16 protein-coding genes are annotated in these 24,936 nt (G+C 69.2%); 11 read left to right on the plus strand and 5 right to left on the minus strand.

Annotated elements, in window-relative coordinates:
* Window positions 1-50 precede the first annotated feature (50 nt).
* Window positions 51-1,853 carry a glycosyl hydrolase family 28-related protein gene (locus OG474_RS12565; protein ID WP_405062435.1) on the plus strand — a complete coding sequence of 601 codons (1,803 nt, stop codon included), beginning with the start codon at window positions 51-53 and terminating at the stop codon, window positions 1,851-1,853.
* A 24-nt stretch (window positions 1,854-1,877) separates the two neighbouring features.
* On the opposite strand, the gene OG474_RS12570 is transcribed toward OG474_RS12565, so the two are convergent.
* A complete protein-coding gene (locus tag OG474_RS12570) occupies window positions 1,878-3,302 on the minus strand; it encodes a beta-N-acetylhexosaminidase (protein ID WP_405062436.1) in 1,425 nt (474 codons plus the stop codon).
* Between the two features lie 101 nt (window positions 3,303-3,403).
* On the opposite strand from OG474_RS12570, the gene OG474_RS12575 reads away from it, so the two are divergent.
* From OG474_RS12575 to OG474_RS12605, 7 genes are all read left to right on the plus strand, one after another.
* Window positions 3,404-4,615 (plus strand): MFS transporter, encoded by a 1,212-nt coding sequence (locus OG474_RS12575; RefSeq protein WP_405062437.1) that lies wholly within the window; start codon window positions 3,404-3,406, stop codon window positions 4,613-4,615.
* 4 nt (window positions 4,616-4,619) lie between these two features.
* Window positions 4,620-5,315 carry a class I SAM-dependent methyltransferase gene (locus OG474_RS12580; RefSeq protein WP_405062438.1) on the plus strand — a complete coding sequence of 232 codons (696 nt, stop codon included), beginning with the start codon at window positions 4,620-4,622 and terminating at the stop codon, window positions 5,313-5,315.
* A 1,696-nt stretch (window positions 5,316-7,011) separates the two neighbouring features.
* Window positions 7,012-8,409 carry a DNA repair protein RadA gene (radA, locus tag OG474_RS12585; RefSeq protein ID WP_405062439.1) on the plus strand — a complete coding sequence of 466 codons (1,398 nt, stop codon included), beginning with the start codon at window positions 7,012-7,014 and terminating at the stop codon, window positions 8,407-8,409.
* Between the two features lie 976 nt (window positions 8,410-9,385).
* Window positions 9,386-10,324, plus strand: a complete 939-nt coding sequence (locus OG474_RS12590) for a beta-ketoacyl-ACP synthase III (RefSeq protein WP_405062440.1) — start codon at window positions 9,386-9,388, stop codon at window positions 10,322-10,324.
* Between the two features lie 180 nt (window positions 10,325-10,504).
* Window positions 10,505-11,599: a DNA integrity scanning diadenylate cyclase DisA gene (gene disA, locus OG474_RS12595; protein WP_405062441.1), complete on the plus strand. Its 1,095-nt coding sequence runs from the start codon at window positions 10,505-10,507 to the stop codon at window positions 11,597-11,599.
* A 119-nt stretch (window positions 11,600-11,718) separates the two neighbouring features.
* On the plus strand, window positions 11,719-12,291 hold the full coding sequence (locus tag OG474_RS12600; protein ID WP_405062442.1) for a PadR family transcriptional regulator: 573 nt from the start codon (window positions 11,719-11,721) through the stop codon (window positions 12,289-12,291).
* Window positions 12,267-13,781, plus strand: coding sequence for a DHA2 family efflux MFS transporter permease subunit (locus OG474_RS12605; protein ID WP_405062443.1), 1,515 nt, complete (start codon window positions 12,267-12,269; stop codon window positions 13,779-13,781). The genes OG474_RS12600 and OG474_RS12605 overlap by 25 nt, the downstream gene beginning before the upstream one ends.
* Here the strand turns inward: OG474_RS12605 and OG474_RS12610 are convergent.
* Complete coding sequence (locus OG474_RS12610) at window positions 13,752-14,420, minus strand: hypothetical protein (protein WP_405062444.1); 669 nt, start codon at window positions 14,418-14,420, stop codon at window positions 13,752-13,754. The two genes, OG474_RS12605 and OG474_RS12610, sit on opposite strands and share 30 nt — an antisense overlap.
* A 23-nt stretch (window positions 14,421-14,443) precedes the next feature.
* Between OG474_RS12610 and OG474_RS12615 the strand changes: the two genes are divergently transcribed.
* Window positions 14,444-15,349 carry an A/G-specific adenine glycosylase gene (locus tag OG474_RS12615; RefSeq protein WP_405062445.1) on the plus strand — a complete coding sequence of 302 codons (906 nt, stop codon included), beginning with the start codon at window positions 14,444-14,446 and terminating at the stop codon, window positions 15,347-15,349.
* Window positions 15,350-15,479: 130 nt separating this feature from the next.
* On the opposite strand, the gene OG474_RS12620 is transcribed toward OG474_RS12615, so the two are convergent.
* The gene (locus OG474_RS12620) at window positions 15,480-16,430 is read right to left on the minus strand and encodes a DivIVA domain-containing protein (protein ID WP_405062446.1); all 951 of its coding nucleotides are present in this window, start codon (window positions 16,428-16,430) and stop codon (window positions 15,480-15,482) included.
* A gap of 72 nt (window positions 16,431-16,502) precedes the next feature.
* Window positions 16,503-18,749: a kinetoplast-associated-like protein gene (locus OG474_RS12625; protein WP_405062447.1), complete on the minus strand. Its 2,247-nt coding sequence runs from the start codon at window positions 18,747-18,749 to the stop codon at window positions 16,503-16,505.
* Between the two features lie 106 nt (window positions 18,750-18,855).
* On the opposite strand from OG474_RS12625, the gene OG474_RS12630 reads away from it, so the two are divergent.
* Both OG474_RS12630 and OG474_RS12635 read left to right on the plus strand, forming a co-directional pair.
* On the plus strand, window positions 18,856-21,570 hold the full coding sequence (locus OG474_RS12630) for a hypothetical protein (RefSeq protein ID WP_405062448.1): 2,715 nt from the start codon (window positions 18,856-18,858) through the stop codon (window positions 21,568-21,570).
* On the plus strand, window positions 21,567-22,076 hold the full coding sequence (locus OG474_RS12635; protein WP_405062449.1) for a hypothetical protein: 510 nt from the start codon (window positions 21,567-21,569) through the stop codon (window positions 22,074-22,076). Before OG474_RS12630 ends, OG474_RS12635 begins: the two co-directional genes overlap by 4 nt.
* 6 nt (window positions 22,077-22,082) lie before the next feature.
* On the opposite strand, the gene OG474_RS12640 is transcribed toward OG474_RS12635, so the two are convergent.
* Entirely contained in the window at window positions 22,083-24,935 is a 2,853-nt protein-coding gene (locus OG474_RS12640; protein WP_405062450.1) for a BTAD domain-containing putative transcriptional regulator, read from the minus strand.
* Window position 24,936 lies beyond the last annotated feature (1 nt).

Below are 24,936 nucleotides of genomic sequence, written 5' to 3' on the forward strand. Positions count from 1 at the left end.
GGCGCCCTCCCGCGGACGGCCGCCACCCGACCCCAAGGGGTGACCCTCCCATGCACGGCAGCAGAATCTCCCAGCTACTCGCTTGCACCCTCCTCCTCACCATTCCATCCGTTGCTCTCGGCAACCAAGCCCAGGCGGTTCCACAGGCCGTCCAGGCTGTTGGCGCGACCCTCCCGTTCAGCACGATCGAGGCCGAGTCCGGCACGCTCGCCGGAGGCGCCACGATCCGCCGGATCACTCCGGGTGCGGCGGTTCCGACCTCCGCGACTCTCGAGCTCGAGGCCTCCGGCTACGCGTTCGCCGACCTCCGCGCAACCGGAGCCTCGGTCACGATCCGGAACACCACGAACATCACCGCGAACACCCTCGTCGTCCGCGCTTCGTTGCCGGACGCACCGAACGGCGGCGGGATCACCGCGCCGATCAACCTGTACGTGAACGGCGTTCTGCGCCAGGCCATCACTCTCAGCTCGACGCAGGCCTGGAACTACCGCAACTCGACGACGAACCCCGATGATCCGCACGGCGGCGGCCAGGCAATCTTTCTGTACAACGAGTTCCCGGTCTGGGTGACGGGCGCGCCCATCGCGCCGGGCAGCAGCATCTCGCTCCGCAAGGACACGAACAGTACGGCGCCGTCGTACGCGATCGACTCGGTTGATCTGGAGAACGTCGCGCCCGCGCTGAAGCAGCCGGCGAACTCGCTGTCGGTCGTCTCGTACGGCGCCGACCCGACGACTGCGAAGGATTCGACGACCGCGATTCAGAACGCGGTGAACGACGCCCGTGCGCAGGGCCGGACGGTGTGGATTCCGCCGGGCAAGTACTTGACCAACAGCGTGGCGCCGAACGCCGCCCTGGACTTGACCGGTGTGAAGGTTCAAGGCGCTGGGATGTGGCATTCGATCCTCTACCGCCGAGTGCCGCTGCCGGCGCCGAGTGGCTGGAAGTCACAGCTCACGGTCGGTTCGGGTACGACGGTCGCGGATCTGCAGGTGCTCGCCAATGCGGTGTATCGCGGCATCGCTGGTGCCGGCGGTGACGACTACGGCTTCAACGCGGGCGGTTCGAAGGGCTGGCTGCTCGACCGCGTCTGGACCCGGCACACCGACGCCAACTGGCTGTCCGGCACGAACGGCGTCGTACAGAACAGCCGGACCGGTGATACCTACGGCGATGGCTTCAACGCGAACAACAGCAACACCCCGAATCCGGAGAAGCTCGGCCACTACCTCACCATCCGGAACAACTTCGCGCGCGGCACTGGTGATGACGCGTTCGCGACGTACTCGGACTCCGGGGCGAGTGGGACGAACGGTCAGATGATCGGCACGAAGATCCTCAACAACACCGCGGTCGCGCCGTACTGGGCCAATGGGATCCGGGTCGCCGGCGGGCGCGAGGTCGAAGTCCGCGACAACCTCGTCAACACCGTCTCGTCGAACAACGCGATGGACATCAGTGTGTTCGGGGACTCCGGTCACCCGCTCGAATCGGCCACCATCACCGGGAACACGCTGATCGGTGGTGGCGGCTGGAACGGCGTCCGCACCGGCGTTCATATCGGCTCGCCCGGGCCGACATCCCGATTCCCCAACGCCTACACGAACTTCACGATGAGCAACAACGTCATCCGGGGCTCGCTGCGGTCCGGTCTGATGATCGACAAGACCCGGATCAAGGGGACGCTGACCGACACCACGATCGACGGCCCGGCGAACCAGGGCACGCTGATCGTCGGCGGAGTCACCGGCACCGGGACGTTCACCCGGACCACCACTCGCAACCTGCGACCGGGTCAAGTCGCGTTCCAGAACGACTCGCCGACCACGTTCACGGCGACGATCAACTGACGTGTTCCGAGGCCCTGGGACCGCTCAGTCGAGCGGGCGGTAGTTCACACCCAGGGCCTCGATGCGCTCCAGGTGCGGACGCAGCCGGCCGAGGAACTCGTCGTACGAGACCTTGGGCGAACCCCAGGCGCGCTCCGCCAGCGCGGACAGCCGCGGCAGCAGCATGTAGCCGACCTGCTGCTCGTCGGGCATGTACTCGGTCCAGACGTTGCACTGGGTGCCGATGATGAGGGCGGCCTCGTCCTCACTCAGACCGGCCGGGATCACCTCGAAGTCGTAGACCTTCTCCAGCGGGATGAAGTTGCCGATAGCAAGCGGTTCGGTGGCCGGATCGCCTTGGTAGTAGTCGAAGTAGACCGACTCGCTCGGCGTCATCACCGTCTGGTGGCCGGCCTTCACGGCGACCTCGCCGCGCTCGGCACTGCGCCACGCCATGATGACGGCGTCCTTCGGGCAGTCGGTGTCGACCATCTCGTCCCACCCGACCAGCCGGCGGCCTTCCTCCTCCAGCACGCTGGCGACCTGCGCGGTGAACCAACCCTGCAGCTGCTCGGCGTGCTCGAGACCGAGGTCGGCTTGACGCTTCTGGGCCTTCTCCGCGATGTGCCACTGCACCGACGGGCACTCGTCGCCGCCGAGGTGGACATACGGGCTCGGGAAGACGTCGAGCACCTCGCGCAGCACGGTCCGGACGAACTCGACGGTCTCGTCGTTGACGTTCAGGACGTCGTCGCTGATCCCCCACTCCTGGCGGACGGTCAGCTGGTGGTTCGGGAAGTTGCCGAGCTCCGGGTACGCCGCGATCGCGGCCTGCATGTGGCCCGGCAGATCGATCTCCGGGACGACGGTGATGCCCCGCTCAGCGGCGTACGCGACGATCTCGCGCAGGTCGGCCTTGGTGTAGAAGCCGCCGTGCCGAACGCCGTCGTACGTGAAGTCACGCTGCTCGTGCGTCATCCGGCCGACCATGGATTCGTTGCGCCAGGCACCGACTTCGGTGAGCTTCGGGTAGGCCTCGATCTCGACCCGCCAGCCCTGATCGTCGGTGAGGTGGAAGTGCAGCACGTTCATCCGGTGCAGCGCGAGCACGTCCAGCACCTTGAACACGAAGTCCTTCGGCATGAAGTGCCGAGCCACGTCGAGCATCACCCCGCGCCAGGCGAATCGCGGTGCGTCGGCGATGTGCACGCCGGGCACGGAGACCTTCCCGTCCGCGGCCGGCTCGGCGGCGTCGAGCAGTTGCCCGTACGTCGCTTCGGCGTACCGGAGTGCTTCCTCGGAGCCGCCGGTGAGCCGAGCGCCGTCGGCGGTCACGTCGATCCGGTACTCGGTCTCGTCAAGGTTCTCAACGACGTCGCGGATCGCTTCGGCGACCGGGTTCGCGGTGATCCAGCGGACGTCGGCGACGGTGAGTTCACGCGGCGCGGGGACGATCGCGATGTCGGGCATCCGGACTCCAAGACAGAGGGGGCACAGCAGGCACGGGGATTACGCAACCCTATTCTAAAATTGTTACAGCTGATCTGTCAGGTAGGTGAGAGGGTGGCTGGGTGACCGCCGACCTGCAGCAGACGACAGTCCGGACCTTGGTCGCCAGCAACGTGCTCGGCGGAGTGGCGATGGCCAGCGGGTTCGCGGTCGCGGGCCTGCTCGCGGAGCGGATCTCCGGGTCGACCTCGATGGCCGGTCTGGTCGCCACGTCGACCACGCTCGGGGCCGCTGCCCTCGCCGTACCGTTGGCCCGGCTCGCGCGGAGCCGCGGACGCCGGTTCGCGTTGACCGTCGGCTACGTGATCGGCACGGCGGGCGCTGTCCTCACCATCGTCGCTGCACAGGTCAGCTCGCTCGCCCTGCTGCTCCTGGCCGGTTGTCTGTTCGGCAGCGGCACAGCGTCGAACCTGCAGTCCCGCTACGCCGCCACGGACGCGGCCGACCCGTCGCATGTCGCACGGGCCTTGTCGCTGGTCGTGTGGGCAACAACCATCGGCGTGGTCATCGGGCCGAATCTGACTGGCGCCGGTGCGACTGTCGGCGACGCACTCGGCATCCTGCCGCTGGCCGGCCCGTACGTGTTCTCGGTGATCGCACTGGTGTTGAGCCTGGCCACAATCTCGTTCGGACTCCGCCGGCTGCCCCGACCACAGACTGCATCAGTCGAACGGCAGCCACTCGCGGTGACGTTCCGGCGCGTCATGGCGATCCCCCATGCCCGCCTCGGCCTACTGGCGATCGCTACCGCGCATGCGGTGATGGTCGGAGTGATGTCGATGACCTCGGTACACCTGCAGCACCATGGCGCGTCACTCACCATCGTCGGCTTCGTGATCAGCGGACATGTCGCCGGGATGTACGCACTGTCGCCAGTCATGGGCTGGCTGGCGGACCGCTTCGGCCGCATCCCCACGATCGGTATCGGGCTCGCCGTCATCGCCATGGCGATGACCGTGGCGGCTCTGGCTCCGGACAACGCCCACGGGTTGACCGCAGTCGCTCTGGTCCTGCTGGGCCTCGGCTGGTCGGCCTGTCTGGTGTCGGGCTCCGCTCTGCTCTCACAGTCCGTCCCCAACGACATCCGCACCTCGGCCCAGGGACTGTCCGATCTGACGATGGGCGTGCTGGCCTCACTGTCCGGTACGGCGTCCGGCCCGGTGCTGGCGTACCTGGGGTTCCACTGGCTCGCCGTACTGTGCGGGCTGCTGCTCATCCCGGTCGCCCTGCTCGCGGCCACCACAAAGCAGTTGCCAACCGCCACTAGGGTTTAGTGCTGTGAGCATCGCGGACGGCGGAATCCCCAGCCCCAACATCTGGCATCACCCGAAGGAATACGAGGTCGAGAACCACGCAGTCGACCCGAACGGCGTCATCGAGTCGTCCATGCGCGCGATCCGCGACTGGGCCGGATCCACCGTGCTCGACATCGGCTGCGGAACCGGCTTCCACCTCCCCCGCTTCGCGGAGACAGCAGCCCAGGTGATCGGGGTCGAGCCGCACGGCGCACTGGCCGAGGCGGCGCAACGCCGTACCAAAGATCTGCCGAACGTCGAGGTCCGCCAGGGCACCGCACAAGCCCTACCCGTACCGGACGCGTCGATCGACGTGATGCACGCGCGCTGGGCCTACTTCTTCGGCCCAGGCTGCGAGCCAGGCCTCGCCGAACTCACCCGCGTGATGCGCCGCGGCGGAACCGCCTTCGTGATCGACAACGACGGCACCCGCTCCACCTTCGGCCGCTGGTTCAGCGAGTACTACCCAAAGGTCAAAGCCGCCGACGTAGAACGCTTCTGGACCGCCCAAGGCTGGCACCGCACCCCCCTCGACATGGGCTGGCGCTTCAACTCCCGCGCCGACCTCGAATCCGTCATCCGCATCGAGTTCGCCCCCGCCGACGCCGAGCACATCATCGCCACCCACTCCGGCACCGAAGTCGACTACGCCATCAACCTCTGGTCCAAATCCTTCTAGTACCGAAGGACATGTAGTACTCCCCCGCCGCGTCTCCCGCGACAACCACCACGCCGCACGATTCCCCAGGCTGACACTGACCTGTCCTTAGCCACCCCGGGAACAAGAGCGGCCAGCGACAAGGCGCCCTCTTCCCCAAACCGCCACCAAAGCCCGTCACCCCAGACAACGGAAACGCGGTCACTGGCCTCTCTCTCCGACCGCAACCGAAGCCCGTCAGCCGTAGGCGACGGGGAACGCGGTCGCGGCCTCGCCATCCGGTTCAGCCACCGCGGCGGCCCACCATGCTGTCTTTCAGATCAGCCGGACGCGGCGAGCAACCACAAACCCACGCCACCGGCCGAGTCCTTTCGGTCTGCGCCACGTCTCAACCACCAAAGACGGCCACCAAAGAAGCGGCGAGCCAGGTCGGCGGCTGAGCTGGATGGCCGGGGCGGACCTGCGCCACTGACCAACTCACCCCGGCGAGGGTTTCCGGGCGACGGCTGAGCGTGGAGCGGTGGACCCCGCGGAGGTTGATCAGTGGGGGCGGTCCGCGTCGACCGGCCACGCTGTCCTTCGGATCGGCCGGACGCGGCAAGCAACCACAAACCCACGCCCCCGGCCGAGTCCTTTCGGTCTGCACCACGTCTCAACCACCAAAGACAGCCACCAAAGAAGCGGCGAGCCAGGCCGGCAGCTGAGCTGGGCGGCCGAGGCGGACCTGCGCCACTGACCAACTCACTCCGGCGAGGGTTGTCGGGCGACGACTGAGCGTGGAGCGGTGGACCCCGCGGAGGTTGATCAGTGGGGGCGGTCCGCGTTGGCCGGGCATGCTGTCCGTCAGATCAGCCGGACGCGGCAAGCAACCACAAACCCACGCCCCCGGCCGAGCCCTTCGGCTTGCGCCATCGACCGCAAAGCAGCCAGCAAACAGCCGCGGGCCAGGTCGGCGGCTGAACTGGAACGCGACGACGGACCTGCACCACCCACTAACTCAGTCCGGCGAGGGTTTTCGGGCGACGGTTGAGCGTGGGGAGGTGGACGCCGCGGAGGTCATTGGGTGAGGCGGTCCGCGGTAGCCGGGCATGCTGTCCGTCAGATCGGCCGGACGCGGCGAGCAACCACAAACCCACGCCACCGGCCGAGAAACTTTCGGCCCGCACCATCGGCCAACCACCAAAGACGGCCACCAAAGAAGTGGCGAGCCAGGCCGGCGGCTGAGCTGGATGGCCGAGGCGGACCTGCGCCACTGACCAACTCACCCCGGCGAGGGTTGTCGGGCGACGGCTGAGCGTGGAGCGGTGGACCCCGCGGAGGTTGATCAGTGGGGGCGGTCCGCGGCGGGGGCGAGCCGCTCCCGGTGCTCGACCGGTGAACCGTTGGGTCGACGCGACGAGGCGTCGACTTGGGTGAGCGGTGCGGGACTGAGAGGTTCCGTTAGCCGGTGGATTTTGGGTGCTCAGCGACGAAAATCCACCGGATAGTGCGCGGACCGGCCGGGTCGGCGGGATCGGGCGCAGCGGGGGGCGGGGTGGTCGCGCTGGTTGGTGATTTGTGGGCGCTATTTGACGAAAAAGTTCCGATTAACGCTGCCGGGGGCGGAGTTGCTGCGGATTGGGCAGATTCCCGGAATGTTGCTGCCAGATGGCGGCCGTGGTCATCCGTGAAGCGGTTGTTGCGGTGGGTTGTCGGTGGGGGCGGATAGGTTGCTTGTATGGCGAAGGTGGTGACGGCTAAGGGGAAGTCGGCGTTCGCGTGTTCGGAGTGCGGGTGGACTTCGGCGCGCTGGATCGGGCGGTGTGGCGAGTGCCAGGCCTGGGGGACGGTGCAGGAGGTCGGGGCGGCCAAGGCGTCCCGGATCACGGCGGGGGCAGTGACGTCGCCGGCGTTGCCGATCGGCAAGGTGTCCGCGATCGAGGCCGAGTCGCGGCCGACCGGGATCGGGGAGCTCGACCGCGTGCTCGGCGGCGGTGTCGTGCCGGGTGCGGTGATCCTGCTGGCCGGTGAGCCCGGCGTCGGCAAGTCGACGCTGCTGCTGGAGGTTGCGGCCCAGTCCGCGCGCAGTGGGCAGCGCACGCTCTACGTGTCGGGTGAGGAGTCGGCGGCCCAGGTGCGGATGCGCGCCGGCCGGACCGACGCCCTCGTCGACGATTTGTATCTGGCGGCCGAGACCGATCTGGGCGCGGTCGTCGCGCACATCGACAAGGTCGAGCCGGCGTTCGTGGTGATCGACTCCGTGCAGACGATGGCGCATCCGGAGGTCGATGGTGCGCCTGGCGGTGTCACTCAGGTTCGCGAGGTCACCGGCGCGCTCGTGCGGCTGGCGAAGGAGCGGCACATCGCGGTCGTCCTGGTCGGCCACGTCACCAAGGAAGGCGCGATCGCCGGGCCGCGGATGCTGGAGCACCTGGTCGACGTCGTGCTCGCGTTCGACGGCGACCGGCACTCCGGGTTCCGGATGGTCCGCGCCACGAAGAACCGGTTCGGCCCGTCCGACGAGGTCGGGTGTTTCGACATGGTCGACACCGGCATCGTCGAGGTCACCGACCCGACCGGCCTGTTCGTCTCCGAGCACGCCGAGCCGGTCGCCGGGACGTGCGTGACGGTGATGATGGAGGGTCGCCGCCCACTGCTCGCCGAGGTGCAGGCGCTGGTCGGCCCATCCGCCGCGCCCCAACCTCGCCGTACGACGTCAGGTCTCGAATCGCAACGGGTCGCCATGGTGCTCGCGGTCCTCGGCAACCGCTTCGGCCTGAAGCTGCACGACAAAGAGGTGTATGTCGCCACCGTGGGCGGCGTGAAGATCACCGAACCCGTCGCCGACCTGGCCGTCGCCATCGCGGTCGCCTCCTCGGAGATGGACCGGCCGATCCACCCGGGCCTGGTCGCCATCGGCGAGGTCGGTCTGGCCGGCGAGGTCCGCCGCGTCGGCGGCCTCGAGAAGCGCCTCGCCGAAGCCGCCCGCCTCGGCTTCACCAAGGCGATCATCCCTGCCGACGTCCCGAACCGCAGCAAAGACCTCAAGCCGATGGACATCCAGGCCAAGTACGGTCTCCGCACCTTCGCCGCCCCCGACATCCGCTCCGCCCTCCTCGCCGCCGGCCTCACCTGACCCCACAAGCAGCACCAGGCACCCACCCCCACCGATCCCCCGATTTCCCCCACGGGATCGGCGTTGATGGAACCCCATTTGATGGGCCCACCCACCAGCGTGCGGGTGAGCTCGCCGCATGCGGTTGGCCCTCCCCCCATTTGCCTGGCCGGCCCATCAAACGGAACGCGCCGCACAGGCGACGGGCCCCGCGCCTGCTCGCCCACCCACCTCCCGCTCGTCAGTTGAGTGTTTGTCGCCGCGTGTGGTTGGCGACCCCGCGCACAGGTTTGGTGGACGCGCAGTGCGTTGCACGAGCCGTATGGCGAGCGAACCCGCGTGGAACGGCGGGCCCACGCGGTGCAGCGAACGCACGTGGAACGGCGGGCCCACGCGGTGCAGCGAACGCACGTGGAACGGCGGGCCCACGCGGTGCAGCGAACGCACGTGGAACGGCGGGCCCACGCGGTGCAGCGAACGCACGTGGAACGGCGGGCCCACGCGGTGCAGCGAACGCACGTGGAACGGCGGGCCCACGCGGTGCAGCGAACGCACGTGGAACGGCGGGCCCACGCGGTGCAGCGAACGCACGTGGAACGGCGGGCCCACGCGGTGCAGCGAACGCACGTGGAACGGCGGGCCCACGCGGTGTCAGGGCCCACGTGGTGTCAGGGCACGGGTGGGACGGCGGGCGCGCGCGGTGTCAGGGCGCGCGTGGTGTCAGGGCCCACGTGGTGTCAGGGCCCACGTGGTGTCAGGGCACGGGTGGGACGGCGGGCGCGCGCGGTGTCAGGGCGCGCATGGTGTCAGGGTGGTGGGGATTCAGGGTGGCGGGGATCGAGGGCTGTGTTCCTGGACACATGTGGGGGTTGGGCGTGAGACGCGGGATGCCGGGGAGCTGATGGGGGAACGTACTCTGGGGTAGCCCCCAGACGGGTTCGTGTTGAACCCCGTGATCCCCCGCCCGGCGTATGCCGGATGACCGCAGGAGCATCAGATGACCGGATCCAGAGTTGTCGCGCTCGGCCACTACCAGCCCGAGCGGGTGCTCACCAACGCCGAACTCGCGACGATGGTCGAGACCAACGACGAGTGGATCCAGAGCCGCGTCGGGATCAAGGAGCGCCGGATCGCGGCGCCCGAGGAGTCGGTCGACGAGATGGCGTGGCGGGCCGCCGCGAAGGCGCTGGCCAACGCCGGGATCGACGCCGCCGAGATCGACTACGTCGTGGTCGCGACCTGTACGGCGATCGACCGCTCACCGAACATGGCCGCCCGGGTCGCCGCGCGGCTCGGCCTCGGGCACCCGGCGGCGATCGACATCAACACCGCCTGCTCGGGCTTCGCGTACGCGCTCGCGACCGCCGACCAGGCGATCCGGGCCGGCGCCGCGACGAAGGCGATCGTGATCGGTGTCGAGAAGCTGAGCGACTGGACGGACTGGACCGACCGCACCACCTGCGTGCTGATCGGCGACGGCGCGGGCGCCGCCGTACTGGTCGCGAGCGACGAGCCGCAGGTCGGTCCGGTCGTCTGGGGTTCGGTGCCGGAGATGTCGGACGCGGTCCGGATCGAGGGTCGCGACGGTTCGTTCCAGCAGGAGGGGCTGAGCGTCTTCCGCTGGGCCACCACGCAGCTGCCGGTGATCGCGCAGCAGGTCTGCGAGAAGGCCGGTATCAAGCCCGAGGACATCGGCGGCGTCATCCTGCACCAGGCGAACCTGCGGATCATCGAGCCGCTGGCCAAGCGCATCGGCGCGGTCAACGCGGTGGTCGCCAAGGACGTGATCGAGTCCGGCAACACCTCCGCGGCGAGCATCCCGATCGCGTGGTCGAAGCTGGTCGAGAAGCGCGAGATTCCGTCCGGCGCGCCGGTGCTGTTGTTCGGATTCGGCGGCGGTCTCTCGTACGCCGGACAGGTCGTCCGCACCCCCTGACGCCGCAGGGGTCACCCCGGTCCGGATCCCATTCACACGGGGATCCGGAACTGCACGGTCCAGATGCACGAGCGCGTGCACGCGCAGGTGCAAGGTCAACCGGATCGACGACCCCCAGGACCGCGGTCGGTGGGGACTTAGCACCCATGACCCGCGGGCAACCGCATAGACTCACCTTCCGTGGCCCCGAACTCCGACAAGAACAGCACCGGCGCCCGGATGCGCGCGACCCTCGCGGCGGTGGCACCGGGTACCGAACTGCGTGAAGGCCTGGAACGGATCCTGCGCGGCCGGACCGGCGCGCTGCTGGTCCTCGGCAACGACAAGGTCGTCGACTCGATCTCGACCGGCGGTTTCGAGATCGGCATCGAATTCACCGCGACCGGTCTGCGTGAGCTGAGCAAGATGGACGGCGCGATCGTCCTCGACCGCGACGCCACCAAGCTGATGCGGGCGGCCGTGCACCTGATGCCGGACCCCTCCATCCACACCGACGAGACCGGCACCCGGCACCGGACGGCCGACCGCGTCGCCCGGCAGACCGGCTTCCCGGTGATCTCGGTGTCGCAGTCGATGCACATCATCGCCCTGTACGTCGACGACCAGCGCTACGTGCTCGAGGACTCCGGAGCGATCCTGTCCCGGGCGAACCAGGCCCTGGCAACCCTCGAGCGGTACAAGCTGCGCCTCGACGAGGTCTCCGGCACGCTCTCCGCCCTGGAGATCGAGGACCTGGTCACCGTTCGCGACGTGGCGGCGGTCGCGCAGCGGCTCGAGATGGTTCGCCGGATCGCCACCGAGATCGACGGCTACGTGGTCGAGCTCGGCACCGACGGCCGGCTGCTCACCCTCCAGCTGAACGAACTCGTCGCCGGCGTCGCCGGTGAGCGCGAGCTCGTCGTACGGGACTATCTGCCGCCGGCCGGCGGTCGCCGCGCCAAGGGTGCGGAGGAGGTCCTGGTCGAGCTGGACGCGGTCAGCCCGACCGACCTGCTCGACATCGGCCAGGTCGCCCGGGCCCTGCAACTCGGCGGCGCCGAGCAGCTCGACGCCGCGGTCACCCCACGCGGCTACCGACTGCTGGCCAAGGTCCCGCGCCTGCCGGGCGCCGTGATCGACCGCCTGATCGAGCACTTCGGCCACCTGCAGAAGCTGCTCGCGGCCAGCATCGACGACCTCCAGACCGTCGAAGGCGTCGGCGAGAACCGCGCCCGCACCGTCCGCGAAGGCCTCTCCCGTCTCGCCGAGTCCAGCATCCTCGAACGCTACGTCTGACCCCAGACACCCAGCGGCCCGCACCTCCCGTCGGAGGTGTGGGCCGCTTGCTTTCTGCGCCGTGCCCGAGTAATACTCCACGTGGAACATTTGGTGCGGAACAATCCGGGTGGAGGATGATGGCTGAGCTGACGCCGCTGGCGATCTCGGTCCTGGCGTTGCTGCACGAGCGGGCGATGCATGCCTACGAGATGTACCAAGTGCTGATCCACCGGCATAACCACCGGATCGTGAAGACCCGGCCGGGCTCGCTGTACCACACCGTGGAGCGGCTGGCCGGGCAGGAGTTCATCCGCGCGACCGGCACCGAACGGGCCGGCAACCGCCCCGAACGCACGACGTACGAGCTCACCGACGCCGGCGCGGAGGCCTTGCGCCTGCGGGTCGAGACCGGTCTCGAGACCTACACCTACGAATACCCACTCTTCCCCGTCGTCCTGGCCGAAGCGCACAACCTCGAGCGGGACGACGCCGTACTGCGGCTACGTCGCCGGGTCGAGGAGCTCGAGCGGCTGATCGCGGAGGAAGACGAAGCCGAGGCCGACATCCGCTCGCGCGGCGTCCCGGAGCCGTACTGGCTGACCCTCGGCTACCTGCGGTCGCAGCTCGCCGCGGAACGCGACTGGCTGACCACCACCATCGAACGGATCGAGAGCAAGGACCTGCCATGGCATCCCCGCAAGAAGAAGTGAAGAGGCCCTGGCCGGCGCTGTGGGCGCTGGTGGTCGGCTTCTTCATGATCCTGGTCGACTCGACGATCGTGTCGGTCGCGACCCCGTCGATCCTCAACGACTTCGGCACCGACGTCGGCAACGTCATCTGGGTGACGAGCGCCTACCTGCTCGCGTACGCCGTACCGCTGCTGGTGACCGGTCGCCTCGGTGACCGGATCGGTCCGAAGAAGATGTACCTGACCGGTCTGACCGTGTTCACGCTCGCCTCGCTGTGGTGCGGACTGACGAACTCGATCGCGATGCTGATCGTGGCCCGCGTCGTCCAGGGGCTCGGCGCCTCGATGGTCACCCCGCAGACGATGGCCGTGATCACCCGGATCTTCCCGCCGGACCAGCGCGGCAAGGCGATGAGCCTGTGGGGCGCGACGGCTGGTGTGGCCGTTCTGGTCGGCCCGATCCTCGGTGGCGTCCTGGTCGACGGCCTGGGCTGGCAGTGGATCTTCTTCGTCAACGTCCCGGTCGGTGTGATCGGTTTCGTGCTGGCGATGCGCCTGGTGCCGAACCTGCCGACCAACGAGCACAAGTTCGACCTGCTCGGCGTCGCGCTGAGCACGGTCGGCCTGTTCCTGCTGGTGTTCGGCATCCAGGAAGGCCAGAAGTACGACTGGGGTCAGATCAGCGGACCGATCTCGGTCTGGTCGCTGATCATCGCCGGCCTGGTCCTGCTCGGGTTGTTCGCGTTCTGGCAGTCCCGCAACCGCAACGAACCTTTGTTGCCTTTGGCCCTTTTCCGGGACCGCAACTTCTCACTGGCCAACGTCTCCATCACCACGGTCGGCTTCGCGGTGACGGCGATGGCGTTCCCACTGATGCTGTACGCGCAGTCCGTCCGCGGCCTGAGCCCGACCAAGGCGGCACTGCTGCTGGCACCGATGGCGGTCATCTCCGGAGCCCTGGCACCGTTCGTCGGCCGGCTGGTCGACACGACCCCGCCGCGGTACATCGCCGGCTTCGGTCTGGCCTGCAACGTGGTGGCGATGTTCTGGCTGAGCCAGATCATCTCCCCCGACCTGCCGATCTGGCAGTTGCTGTTGCCGATGGCCCTGATGGGTGTCGCGAACGGCTTCATGTGGGCACCGATCGGCAGCACCGCCACCCGGAATCTGCCGATGCACCAGGCCGGTGCCGGAGCGGGCGTCTACAACACGACCCGTCAGGTCGGCGCGGTCCTCGGCAGCGCGGGCATCGCCGTACTGATGGAGTCGCGGCTGGCGCACTACCTGCCTGGCATGAGCGGTGGCATGGGCGGCGAGGGTGCAGCGGCCGGCGGGAAGCTGCCGGAGGCTGCCCGGCAGGGCTTCAGCGACGCGATGGCACAGTCGCTGATCCTGCCGGCCGCCGTGCTGGTGATCGGTCTGGTCGCGGCGCTCTTCTTCGCCAACCCGGTACGTCGGCAGCCGCCGACCGCCGCTGCGGCGTCAGGCGATCGTGAAGGCTTGCGAGGTTGATTCGCGGCCGGAGTACTCGGCTTTGACCACGTAGGTTCCCGGTTTGGCCACCGGCTGTCCAGGGAGGCAGCCGGGGCCGGACCGGTGCCCGTCCCAGGCCACCGTACTGACCGCATCCTTGCCCTTGGCAACCACCAGGGTGGCCTTCGGGATCGCTTGCGCACAATGGCTCGTGGTCCAGATCAGATCGGCGCCGGACGTGATCGAGACGGTCAGCGAGTCCGGCTCGACGGTCGCCTTGCACTCGTCGGCGACCGCGTTCAGCCGGACGACGAAGTTCAGCGCCGCCCCTGAGGTGATCTTGCGGGCGGACGGCGCCACGTCGACCCGGACGTTCGCCGCGGAGCACTTCACGTCCTGGGGCGTCGGCGTGTTCGACGGCTTCCCGGTCGCCTTGGTGCTCGGCTTGCCGCTGGGATTCGGGGTCGGCGTCGGGGTCTTCACCGGTTTGTCCGAGGGCGGCGGGGTCTGCGTGCTCTGCGGGTCTCCGACGGCCGCTGACTTCTTCGGATCGTCGCCGCCCGGGAACAGCTGAAAGATCAGGAAGAAGAGCAGCGCCAGAACGAACAGCACCAGTCCACGACGGAACCAGTACACGCTGGCGGGCAGATGCCCGACCGGATGGAGCAGGCTGCTCATGCTGGCACCCTAATATCGGCTCTGTGCTCGACCAGTCAGGCTCGCCGCTCACATCCACAGCTGCCGCACTCCATGGCCCCGTTCTGCAGTGGTACGACGTCAACGCGCGCGTACTGCCGTGGCGGGACCCGGATGCGGGACCCTGGGCAGTCATGGTCAGCGAGTTCATGCTGCAGCAGACTCCGGTCGCGCGCGTGCTCCCGGCGTACCAGAGGTGGTTGGAGAGGTGGCCCCGACCGGCAGACCTGGCCGCAGAGCCGCCAGGCGAGGCTGTGCGGGCCTGGGACCGGCTTGGGTACCCACGGCGCGCACTGCGGCTGCACGCGGCTGCACAGGCGATTGTGGAGCGCCATGGTGGTGAGGTGCCGGACGACCACGCCGCACTGCTCGCCCTGCCGGGTGTCGGCACCTACACGGCCGCTGCGATCGCTTCGTTCGCGTTCGGCCAGCGTCACGCGGTTGTGGACACCAATGTCCGCCGAGTGCTCGCCAGAGCCCTCACCGGCGTCGCACAGCCGACCATCTCCCCCACTGCGGCCGACCAACGGCTCGCAGTCACCGCACTGCCGGACGATGTGCCCACCGCGGCCCGCTGGGCCGTTGCCTCGATGGAGCTCGGCGCACTGGTCTGCACAGCCCGTACGCCGCGGTGCGCCGACTGCCCGATCCGCAGCCAGTGTGCGTGGGTGCTGGCCGGTAGTCCGCCGTACGTCGGTCCGCCCCGGAAGGGACAGACCTACGAGGGCACCGATCGCCAGGTACGCGGCCGGCTGCTCGCCGTCCTGCGTTCCGAGCACGGCGCCGTACCGAAGAAGGCTCTGGACGCCTGCTGGCAGGACCACATCCAGCGCGAGCGCGCCCTCGACGGTCTGGTCGCCGACGGCCTTGTAGAGCCGCTCCCCCGCAACCGCTACCGCCTCCCCGCATAGCGGCACCACGACTGGGGGTGCGGGTGGCGAAGCCCCCGCCCGCGGCAAGCGAAGCGCAGCCGCACAACACGACGAAGGCGACCCATGCCCGCGCTCTCCGCGGGCATGGGTCGCCCATCGCCTTCGTGCTTCAGTTCTTCTTGCTGCCGGTGCTGGCTTCGGCGTCGTCGTCGGCCAGCAGGTCGAGCGGCATCGCCGGCTGGCCGGACAGCGTCGCCAGCATCTGGCGGACGTTGGTCAGCTGCGCGTTGATGCTGTCCCGGCGCTGCGTCGCGGCCGCGAGCTCGCGCTCGGACTCGGCACGGATCCGCTCGGACTTGTCCTTCGCGGCGGCGACGATCTCCTGGGCTTGACGGTTCGCGTCGGCCAGCTGCTGCTGGGACAACCGCTCGGCCTCGGAGCGGGACCGGTCGGCCTCGCGCTGCACCTGGGCGGCGCGGTCGGTGACCGCGGCCAGCTGCTGCTCGGCCAGGGCCGTCCGGGCGGCGAACTCCTGCTCGACCTTGCCGCGGCGCTCGGCCAGGGTGGTCTCGAAGGCAGCCGCGGCCTGAGCGGACTTGGCGCGCTCCTGCTCGTAGAGGGCCTGTGCCTCGGACCGGCGGGCGGTCGCGTCGCGCTCGGCCTCGTCGCGCATGTCGTCGGCCTGGGTGCGGGCCTCCTCCAGGATGCGAGCCGCCTCCGCGTCGACCTCGCTCTTCCAGTCCAGGGAGTACTGCTCGGCCTCCTTGCGGACCTTCTTCGCGTGCGCCTCGCCGTCGGCGACGATCGCCTCCGCGTCGGTCCGCGCGCGGGTCACCAGGTCACGGGCCTCGTCGTCGGCCAGCGACAGGATCTTCGCGACCCGCTCACCGAACTCGGTGAACGTCGGGGCACGGTCCTTGTGGTCCTCCTGGGCGGAGATCACGGCCGATTCCGCGGCGTCGGTGCGCTGCTGGAGCTCCTGCACGTGCCGCTGGAGCTGCTCGGACTGCTGCTGCAGCGCCGTCAGCGAGGTGGTCAGCTCACGGATGTGCTGGTCCACCTGAGCGGGCTCGTAGCCACGCAGAACGGTACGGAACGGGGTTGGGCTTTCACTGCTCATGTTTTCCGATACTCACTTAATTGGGTGGGTGGATCACACATTGTCACTGACAAGGATCTGACTGTCACGTCCTCATCCTGATTCCCCCGTGGAACCCTCACTGGAAGACATTCCACCACCTGGGCGGAACCCTGGTACAGCGAGTGCCTCGATCACACCCGAAAGCTGGGTGAGCTCCTTGGTGATCTCGTCGCGGCGTTGATTCAGCGCCGCGACCCTCGCCTCGGCATCGGCGAGTAGTTTACGGGCCTGCGCGCGCAGCTCGTCCGCATGCTCGCGGGCCTGCGCCTCGAGCTGCTGGGCCTCGGCGCGGGACTTGCGGATCAGCTCGTGGGACTGGCGCTGCGCGTCGGCGAGATCCTTGGCCGCGCGCTCGCGCAGGACCTGCGTGCTGGACTGCGCCTCGGTCTCGCGCCGGGTCGCCCGGTCGACGATCTCCTTGGCCTCGAGCTCGGCCGCGACCTTCTGCCGGTCGGCCCGGGACTGCGCCTGCGCGGTCACCTTCTGGGCTTCCTGCCGGGCCGAGCTCAGGGTCGCCTCGGCCTGCGCGGACGCGGTCTCGAGCGTGTTCTCGGCCAGCGCGGTCAGCTCCGCGTTCTCCTTGGCGATCGCGTCCTGGGTCTGCTTGAGCCGGCTGGTCGAGCGGCCGACCACGCGCCGCAGGTGGGCCCGCTTCTCCAGCAGCAACCGGCTCGCCTCCGCGGCGGCCTGCTCGCGGATCGTCTGCGCCTCCGCCTCGGCCGTCCCGATCAGGTCGGCGACGGTCTTCTTGCTCCACAGCGTCTGCTTCTCGGCCTCGGCCATCGCCAGCTCGGCCGCCTTGTTCGCGTCGTCGACGATCCGCTGCGCCTCGCCGGTCGCGTTCCGCCGGTCGGCCTCGATCGAGTCGACGACCAGCTTGGCCTGCGCCCGCGCATCGGCCATCAGCCGCTCGTTGGACAGCTCCGCCTCGGCCTTGCGCTCGGCGAGCTCCGCCACCGCCTCGGCCCGGAGCTTGTCGATCTCCAGCGAGATCGCGGCCAGCTTGGCGCGCTCGGTCTCCTCGAGCTCCGCCGTACGGCGCTCGAGCTCGGCCCGGTTCTCGCCGCGCAGCCGCTCGATCTCGGCGTGCCCCTCGGCGATCTGGGCCCGCGACTTCTCCCGGGCCGCCTCGACCTCCAGCTCGACCGCGGCCCGCAGGTCGGCGGCCTCGGTCTCGGAGCGGGCGATCAGCTCGGCCTCGTTCCGTACGGCGGCCTGCGACACCAGGGCCGCCTGCTCACCGGCATCGGCAACCAGCTGCTGCGCCTCGCGGCCGGCCCGGTCGACCATCAGCTCGGCCGCCTCGCGAGCCTCGCGGGCTCCCAGCAGCAGCTCGTCCGCCTCGTCCTTGATCCGGGTCGCCTCGGCCTCGGACGCTTCCTTCAGCTGGGCGGCCGCAACCTCAGCCTCTTGCTTGACCCGAGCAGCCGCGGCCTCGGACTCGGCCTTCAGTCGAGCAGCCCGAACCTCAGCGTCCTTGGTGACCCTGGCAGCTTCAGCCTCGGACTCCGCCTTCAGCCGAGCAGCTTCGGCTTCGGAGCTCTCCTTCAGCTGGGCAGCCGCGGCCTCGGACTCCTGCTTGAGCCGGGCGGCCTCGGTCTCGGCGGCTTCGGTGACCCGAGCGGCCTCTGCCTCGGCTCCGGCGATCCGGCGGTCGGCGGCAGCCTGCGACTCGGCCCGCAACCGGTCGGCGGTCGCTTGGCTCTCGTCGCGCAGTTGCTCGGCAGCCGATTCGGAGTCATTGCGCCGCTTGGCGACCTCATCGGCGACAGTCACCCGCAGCTGCTCGGCCGCGTGCTCGGCTCCGGCAGTCATCCGCTCAGCGAGCGTGCTGGCCTCGGACCGGACGCGCTCAGCCTCGCCTGTCGACTCCGCGCGCAGCTTCTCAGCCGCCTCGGCCGCTTCCCGGCGTACCCGATCGGCCTCCGCCGTCGACTCGGCCTGCAGCCGCTCAGCAGCGTCCTGCGCCTCGGAGCGAACCCGGTCCGCCTCGGCCACCGACTCGGCGCGCAGCTGCTCGGCCGCGCGCTCGGCGTCGTTGAGCAGTCGCTGCGCCGACGACGTGGCGTCGGTCCGCAGCTTCCTCGCCGCCGCATCCGCCTCAGCGCGGAGCTGCTCGGTCTCGGTCCGGGCGCGCTCGGCGTCCTCGCGGGCCAGGTCGTTCTCGTACTCCGCCTGCTCGCGCAGGGTGTCCGCGATCCGCTGGGCCCGCTCGAGCACTCCGCCCGCTTGCCGCACACCAAAAGAACCGGTGTCGGCGACCGGTTCTTGGGTCAGGGGCAGACGCGGCGCGTCCATGCGACGAGATGATTCCATCCTCGGCCCCCTTTCCGACAGTCCGGGTCCCATCAACGTGGTCACAGGGTTACAACGCGGTACATGGGTGCCAGGTAACTTCTTTTTCATGCCGCTGCGCGATCTGCCCACCGAATCGCAGGCAGCGGCAGCACTGATCCGTACCGATCTGCTCACGCATCGTAGGACCATACGACGTACCGGCAAACCCGGTCTTGTGATTGCGTGTCTCGCCGCCGGCTCCTTGCTGGCGGTCCTGCTACCAGGGCAGACAGGCACAGGCTGTTACCTCTGGCGGGCCACCACCCAACCGGTCGGCGGCCGTACGGCGGCCCTCGCGCTGCCGGTGGCGATGGTGGCGCTGATCCTCGCGGATCGCTTGTCTGCCGAGAGTTTCGGCATCCGGCGGCAGGTCCGCGGCTGGGGTACGGCGGTGCTCGCGGTGGTCACCATGGTGGCCTGGACCGGATTCGTTCAGCAGGCCCGCCCGAGCTGCTCTTTCTCACCGGCTGTGATCGGGACGCTGGCCTGCGGGACCCTCGCCACGGCCGTCGCGGGGTACTGGGCAACCCAGTTGATCCGGGGTCCGATGACACCTCGGCCAACTCCTGTCGACGACTCGCCGAACGTGTCCGCTGAGCCGCTCAATCAGTCCGAATTGCGGGCACTCTTCGTCCGAATGATCGATCGGACCGCGATCCGGGCCCCGATCCGGGGGCGGTTCATGCCGTTCGCGACCGGCACCCTCGCCGTACTGGTTCTACTCTCAACTGTTCTTCCGTGGCGGGAGCTCCGGGATCCGGTCGCGGTCGGTCTCGCCGACGCCGGGCTGATCCGGGTGCAGCTCTGGGAGATCCCGCCGGCCCGGATCTGGGCGCTGATCATCTGCGGACTGGCCGTCGCAACCCTCGCGACCCGCGGTCCGGTACGGCGACTCGCGGCCGTCGGGTGTGGATCCGCCACCGTGGCCGGGCTGGCTGCGCATCTGCTCTCGCTGCCGCCGATCCTGCCGAACGGCGTCGGCTACCGCCCCGGCATCGGCGCGTGGACCGCTCTGGTCCTTGGCGTGCTTCTGATCGCCGCTGGGCTGATCGGCGGCTCGCTACTCGTTCTGCTCGGCAGCATCGGCGCACTGGCCGGACTACTCGTGCCGGCCGCGATAGGTACGCCGTACCTGCCGGAGACGACTGCTGGCGTGCCACATCGGCTGCTGAACCTGCACAGCGGTCAGCTGGTCGACCGGCTCGGGATGCGCGTCGCGATCGGGACCTCCGATCCGCTGGACTCGTTCGCGAGCACCCTGGACGGTTCGCCCGGACAGTGGCTGCTCGGGCGGACAGGTTCGGAGAGCTCGACAGTCTTCGCGTACGACGACGGTGTGGCGCTGCCCGAGGTCACGCTGAACCACGGTCCTACCGCACCGGCCCTGTGGGGTGTCACCGACAACCATCTGGTGTTGCTGGCAGGTGGAGCGGGCGGGAAGCCCTGGGCGATCCTGTCCGTCCCCCTAGACCTCGCGCAGGCGGATATCAGCCTCAGCCACAAGGATCCCGACGGGAAGTACTACGTGACGCCCGGAGTGGAAGTCCTCGCATCCGGTGTCGGTCCGGGACTCAGCCATCGCAATGCGGACCGGTCGATCGTGGTGTGGGGAGCTTCGACCACCTGGCAGATCCCAGCGAACCAGCTCCGCGCCGGCATGCGGTTGCAGGACTTTCGGGTAAACCCAGGAGCGGGCGCACCCGGCAACGCGGTGTCCAGTGGTCCGGACGGTACGACGGTGTGGCGGACCAGCGAGACCGGGCTGGCAATGGCTCGCCGCGGTGGACCGACGCAGCAGCTGACCGGAGTTGCTCCGGCTGGTTGCGTGTTGAGCAGCGATGCGACCAGCTCGTCGATGACAGTCGACGCGTTCGCGGTCGATGTGCGCGGCAACGTTTGGCTGGGCGGCGGTGCGCCGACCTCGGTGATCACGCCGGACGGCGTACTGCGGAAGCTGCCCGGTGGAGCCGACGGGATCAGCAGCATCGAGGCCAGGCCGGACGGCTCGGTGCTGCTGGGGACGTCGCCTGGTGGCGGTAGTCAGATCCTGCAGATCCCAGATGCGGCGGCCGCAGCGTCGACGTACCCGGCTGCACCAGATCCACAACCGCGGTGCGACCGTCGAAAGCCAGTCCGCGGTACGACGGACTTCCGGGCGACTGTGCTGCCGCCGGTCGGGACCGTGGACCCTGGTCAGGGTGCCCCAGGCGTGAGCTCGCAGCTCGGACTGGACGCCAGTGGGAAGCTCGCCCACATCCGACTGCCGTTGGCCGCGCGCAGTTGGGCGCCTGACGGGCAGGGCGGAGTGTGGTGGACGCTGGCCGATCAGCCGGGGCCAGAACGCGCCGTACACCTCGTGCGCGGTCGGACCACGGTGCAACGCGATCTACTGCCGTTGCCCGACAACCCGAAGGCCGAGTTCGCTGCGGCGGCCGGAGATCGGTTGGTGACCGCGATCGGCGGCGGGCTGTACAACTTCTACGAGCCAGGCCGCGTACGACGTACTGCGGTCAAAGGTGAGCTGAAACCTGACCAGATTGCCCAGCTGCTGGTCACCGGCCGACTGCTCGACGACACAGTCGGGATGTGGTTCGCCGGACCCGACGGAAAGCTCTGGGGGTACGACGCCGTTCACCTGCTGCGTGTCGAGGGGGGCCGGGTCACTGTGCTCGCCGGTCCGACGCAGGGCGTCCCGCAAGCGGCAGATGAGGTGACGGTGATCGGTCAGGCGCTGTACTTCCACCTGGGCAACGATCTGGTCCGCCTGGAGGTCGCACCGTGAGCGCACTGCCCGACGAAGAGCTACCGGGCCGTCTCTCGGCCGCTGAGCAGGCACTCGCCGTCAACGAACACCGCTGGTTCGCCAGAGCCGGACTGCTCGCCGCACTCGTCACCGGCCTCACACTGCTGCTGCCGTGGACCTACAGCCGCCGACTCGGGCTGTCCGTCTGGCAGCTGGGCCTGGAAACCCAGCCACAACTAGCCCTCACCTGGTTGGTCGGCCTGGCGACCACAGTCGCGCTGCTGTTCCTCAAGCCCGGTCACAAAGCCCAAGCCGCGGCTGGCATCACTGCGATCGTCAGCCTGCTCTTCCTGGCCGGTGCCTACCAAGCAGGTCAGCTAGAAGCTCTCGGCGACACCTGGCGCGGCCCGGGCCCCGCCATAGCCCTGGCCACCACCACCTGCTGGCTGCTCACCACCGCAGGCCATCTGCTGACCCACCGCAGCACCCACCACCCACACCCCGACACCATCGATCAGACCATCAACCAACTGCGGCGTCGCTAGCCCTGATCAGCCGTGGACGGCCGGCACCCGATCCAAGCGGTGTTCGAGACGGTTGGCCAAGACAGTGTGTCCTGCCGTTTGTGCTTGGTCGTGGGCTTGCCGAAGAAGCCGACCGGCTCGGGGTGAGCGCGGGGAGCAGTCGGCCAAGCCAGTAAGGGCTTCCACGACGCCCAGCGTGTGGCCGCGATCCTGGCTGAGGCGAAGTGCCAGATCGAACTGTTCAGCCGCCGCCTCGCCACGGCCCGCGCTCAGCAGGCTGCGTCCGAGGTGCAGGCGAGCGTCGACCTCGTCCAGGTGCGTACAGTTGCCGATGGCAAGCTTCAGGGCCTGCTCGTGAATCTCGACCGCCAGCTTCGTGCGCCCGAGCCGGCGATGCGCCTCACCCTGGTGGCACAGCGCGTAGCTCATCGAGAAGTCCAGCTCGTGCTCAGCAGCCAGGCGTTGCGCAGCGCGGGTGGCCTCGAGCGCGGGCAGCGGTTCGTCCTCCGCGAGGCGACAGACCGCGATGCCGTTCAGCAGTTCAGGTTCGAGCCGCTCGTCACCGATCTCCCGCGCCAGATCCAGCGCCCGCTCGTAATACTCCAGCGCCATCGCGAACCCGTGCTGCCGAACCGCGAGCGCGGCCAGCCGGCTCAACGTCTCGACCACGGCCTGCCGATCCCCCGCCAGCTGCGCGAGACGCAACGACGTACGGAGTAGCTCGGCGTGATTCGACGACGGATCCAGCGTGCCCTGCGTGTAGCCCAACGACCCGAGAATCCGCGACCGCAACCCCGGCTCGCTGTCCGGCGCCAACTCCGCCGCCCGGCGCAGATCGCACAGACCCTTCTGCGGTCCGCAGCGGAACTGCCCGAAGTTCCCGCGCAGGAACAGCAGCCGCGCCTCGCCCACCGCATCCTGCTGCCGCTCGGCAGCAGCCAGACCAATCGTCAGCACGGCGTCGAGCTCGCCCAACCGACTCCGGCCGTGCAGGTACGGCGCGAGCACCAACGCGAGCCGAACCGCGGGGGCATCCTCCGCAACCTCCAACGCAGCCAGCAGATTCTGCCGCTCGGCATCCGCCCAGGTCAGATCGATCTCAGCCCCAGCCACCGTCAGGTAGTGCTCGACCAGCCGACCGACCGCCTCGGTGTCATCCGCGACCTCCGCCGCATACCCGCGCAGCAAGTCGTGGAACTCGTACCGCCCCGGCCGTGGCGCCAGCAGCAAGCTCGCGTCAACCAGGCTCTCGAGCAGAGACTCCACCGCCGGTACGTCGATCCCGGCCAGCGCGCCAGCGGCCTTCGCCTCGAAGTCCTTGCCCGGGAACAACCCGAGGCACGCGAACAACCGGCGCTGCTCCTCCGGCAGATGCTCGTACGACACCGCGAACGCCGACCGGACTCCGTTCGAGTCGCCGTCCAGCTCGCGCAGCCGCCGCCGTCCGCGCAACCGCTCGTTCAGATGCTGCATCGTCCAGGAGGGCCGGTGCCGCAACCGCGCACCCGCGATCCGCAGCGCCAACGGCAACCGCCCACAGTGCTCGGCCAGCTCCTGTACGGCGGACTCGTCGCCATCGTGCCGATCCGGCCCGGCGATCTCCGTCAGCAGAGTCGTCGCATCGTCCATCGCCAGCAGCCCAAGTCCCAGCCTGCGCTTGGCATCCAGCTCGACCAGCAACCGCCGGCTCGTCACCAGCACCGCACATTCCGATGCCCCCGGCAACAATGGCCGGACGGTCTCGGCGTCCGGAGCGTTGTCCAGCACGACCAGCAACCGCAGCCGCGCCGACTTCGACCGCCACAACGACAGCCGGTCCTCGACACAACCAGGAATCTGATCCGCCGGTACGCCGATGCCGCGGAGCAGGTGGTCGACCGCCTGCTCGGTCCCGAGTGGCTCGCGCCCCGGGGTGTGCCCGTGCAGGTCGACGAACAGCTGACCATCCGGGTACTGCGACGCCAGCCGATGCCCGGCCTGGACCGCGAGGGCCGTCTTGCCGATCCCCGCCATTCCGTCGATGGCCAGCACGGGTGGTGCGGATCCGGCACCCGGCCGCAGCATGGCCACGACCTCGGCCAGTTCCGCCGCTCGACCTGCGAACGCGGCACCGCCGTACGGGAGTTCGTTGCGTGCGGGCAGGGCCGGTGCCTCGACCCGAAGCAGCGTCTGCTGGGCAGCCCGCAGCTCGGGGCCTGGCTCGATTCCGAGCTGTTCGACGAGCGTCCGGCGTACCCGCTGATAGGTCTCCAGGGCCTCGGCCTGACGGCCGCTGCCGGCCAGCGCATTCATCAGCAAGACCGCGAAGCGCTCGTCGAACGGGTGGTCGGCGACCAGCCCGATCAGCTCCGGGATCGCTTCGATGTGGCGGCCGGCGGCCAGTTGCAGCTGGATGCGGGTGCCGAGCGCCTTCTCCCGGCGTTCTGCGATCCGGCGGCGTTGGCCGGCCAGATACTGACCCGGCAGGCCACTCAACGGCTGGCCGCGGAACAGCGCCAGCGCCTGATCGTGCAGAGCCAGCGCCTGCTCCGGATCGCCGTGCCGGCCGGCCTCGCGGACCATCGTCTCGAACCGATCCAGATCCAGGACCTCGGCATCGAGCCGCAGCACATAGCCGGCCGTCGTCCGCTCCAGCTGGGACCCCGGCGGCAGCGACTTCCGGATCCGGTACACGTACGTCGGCACGACCTTGATCCCGGTCGGCGGCGGATCGTCGTCCCAGACCAGATCGAGCAACTGTTCCGGGGTGAGCACCCGATCGGCATTCAGCGCCAGAACGGCGAACATCGCCTGTTGCCGGAGCGGGCCGACCGAAATCTCCGCGTCACCGCTGCGGACGGTGAGCGGTCCGAGCAGATCTATCCGGAGCCCCGACGGCATG

The sequence above is a fragment of the Kribbella sp. NBC_01505 genome (genome assembly GCF_045040285.1).
In the GTDB taxonomy this organism is placed as follows: Bacteria; Actinomycetota; Actinomycetes; order Propionibacteriales; family Kribbellaceae; genus Kribbella.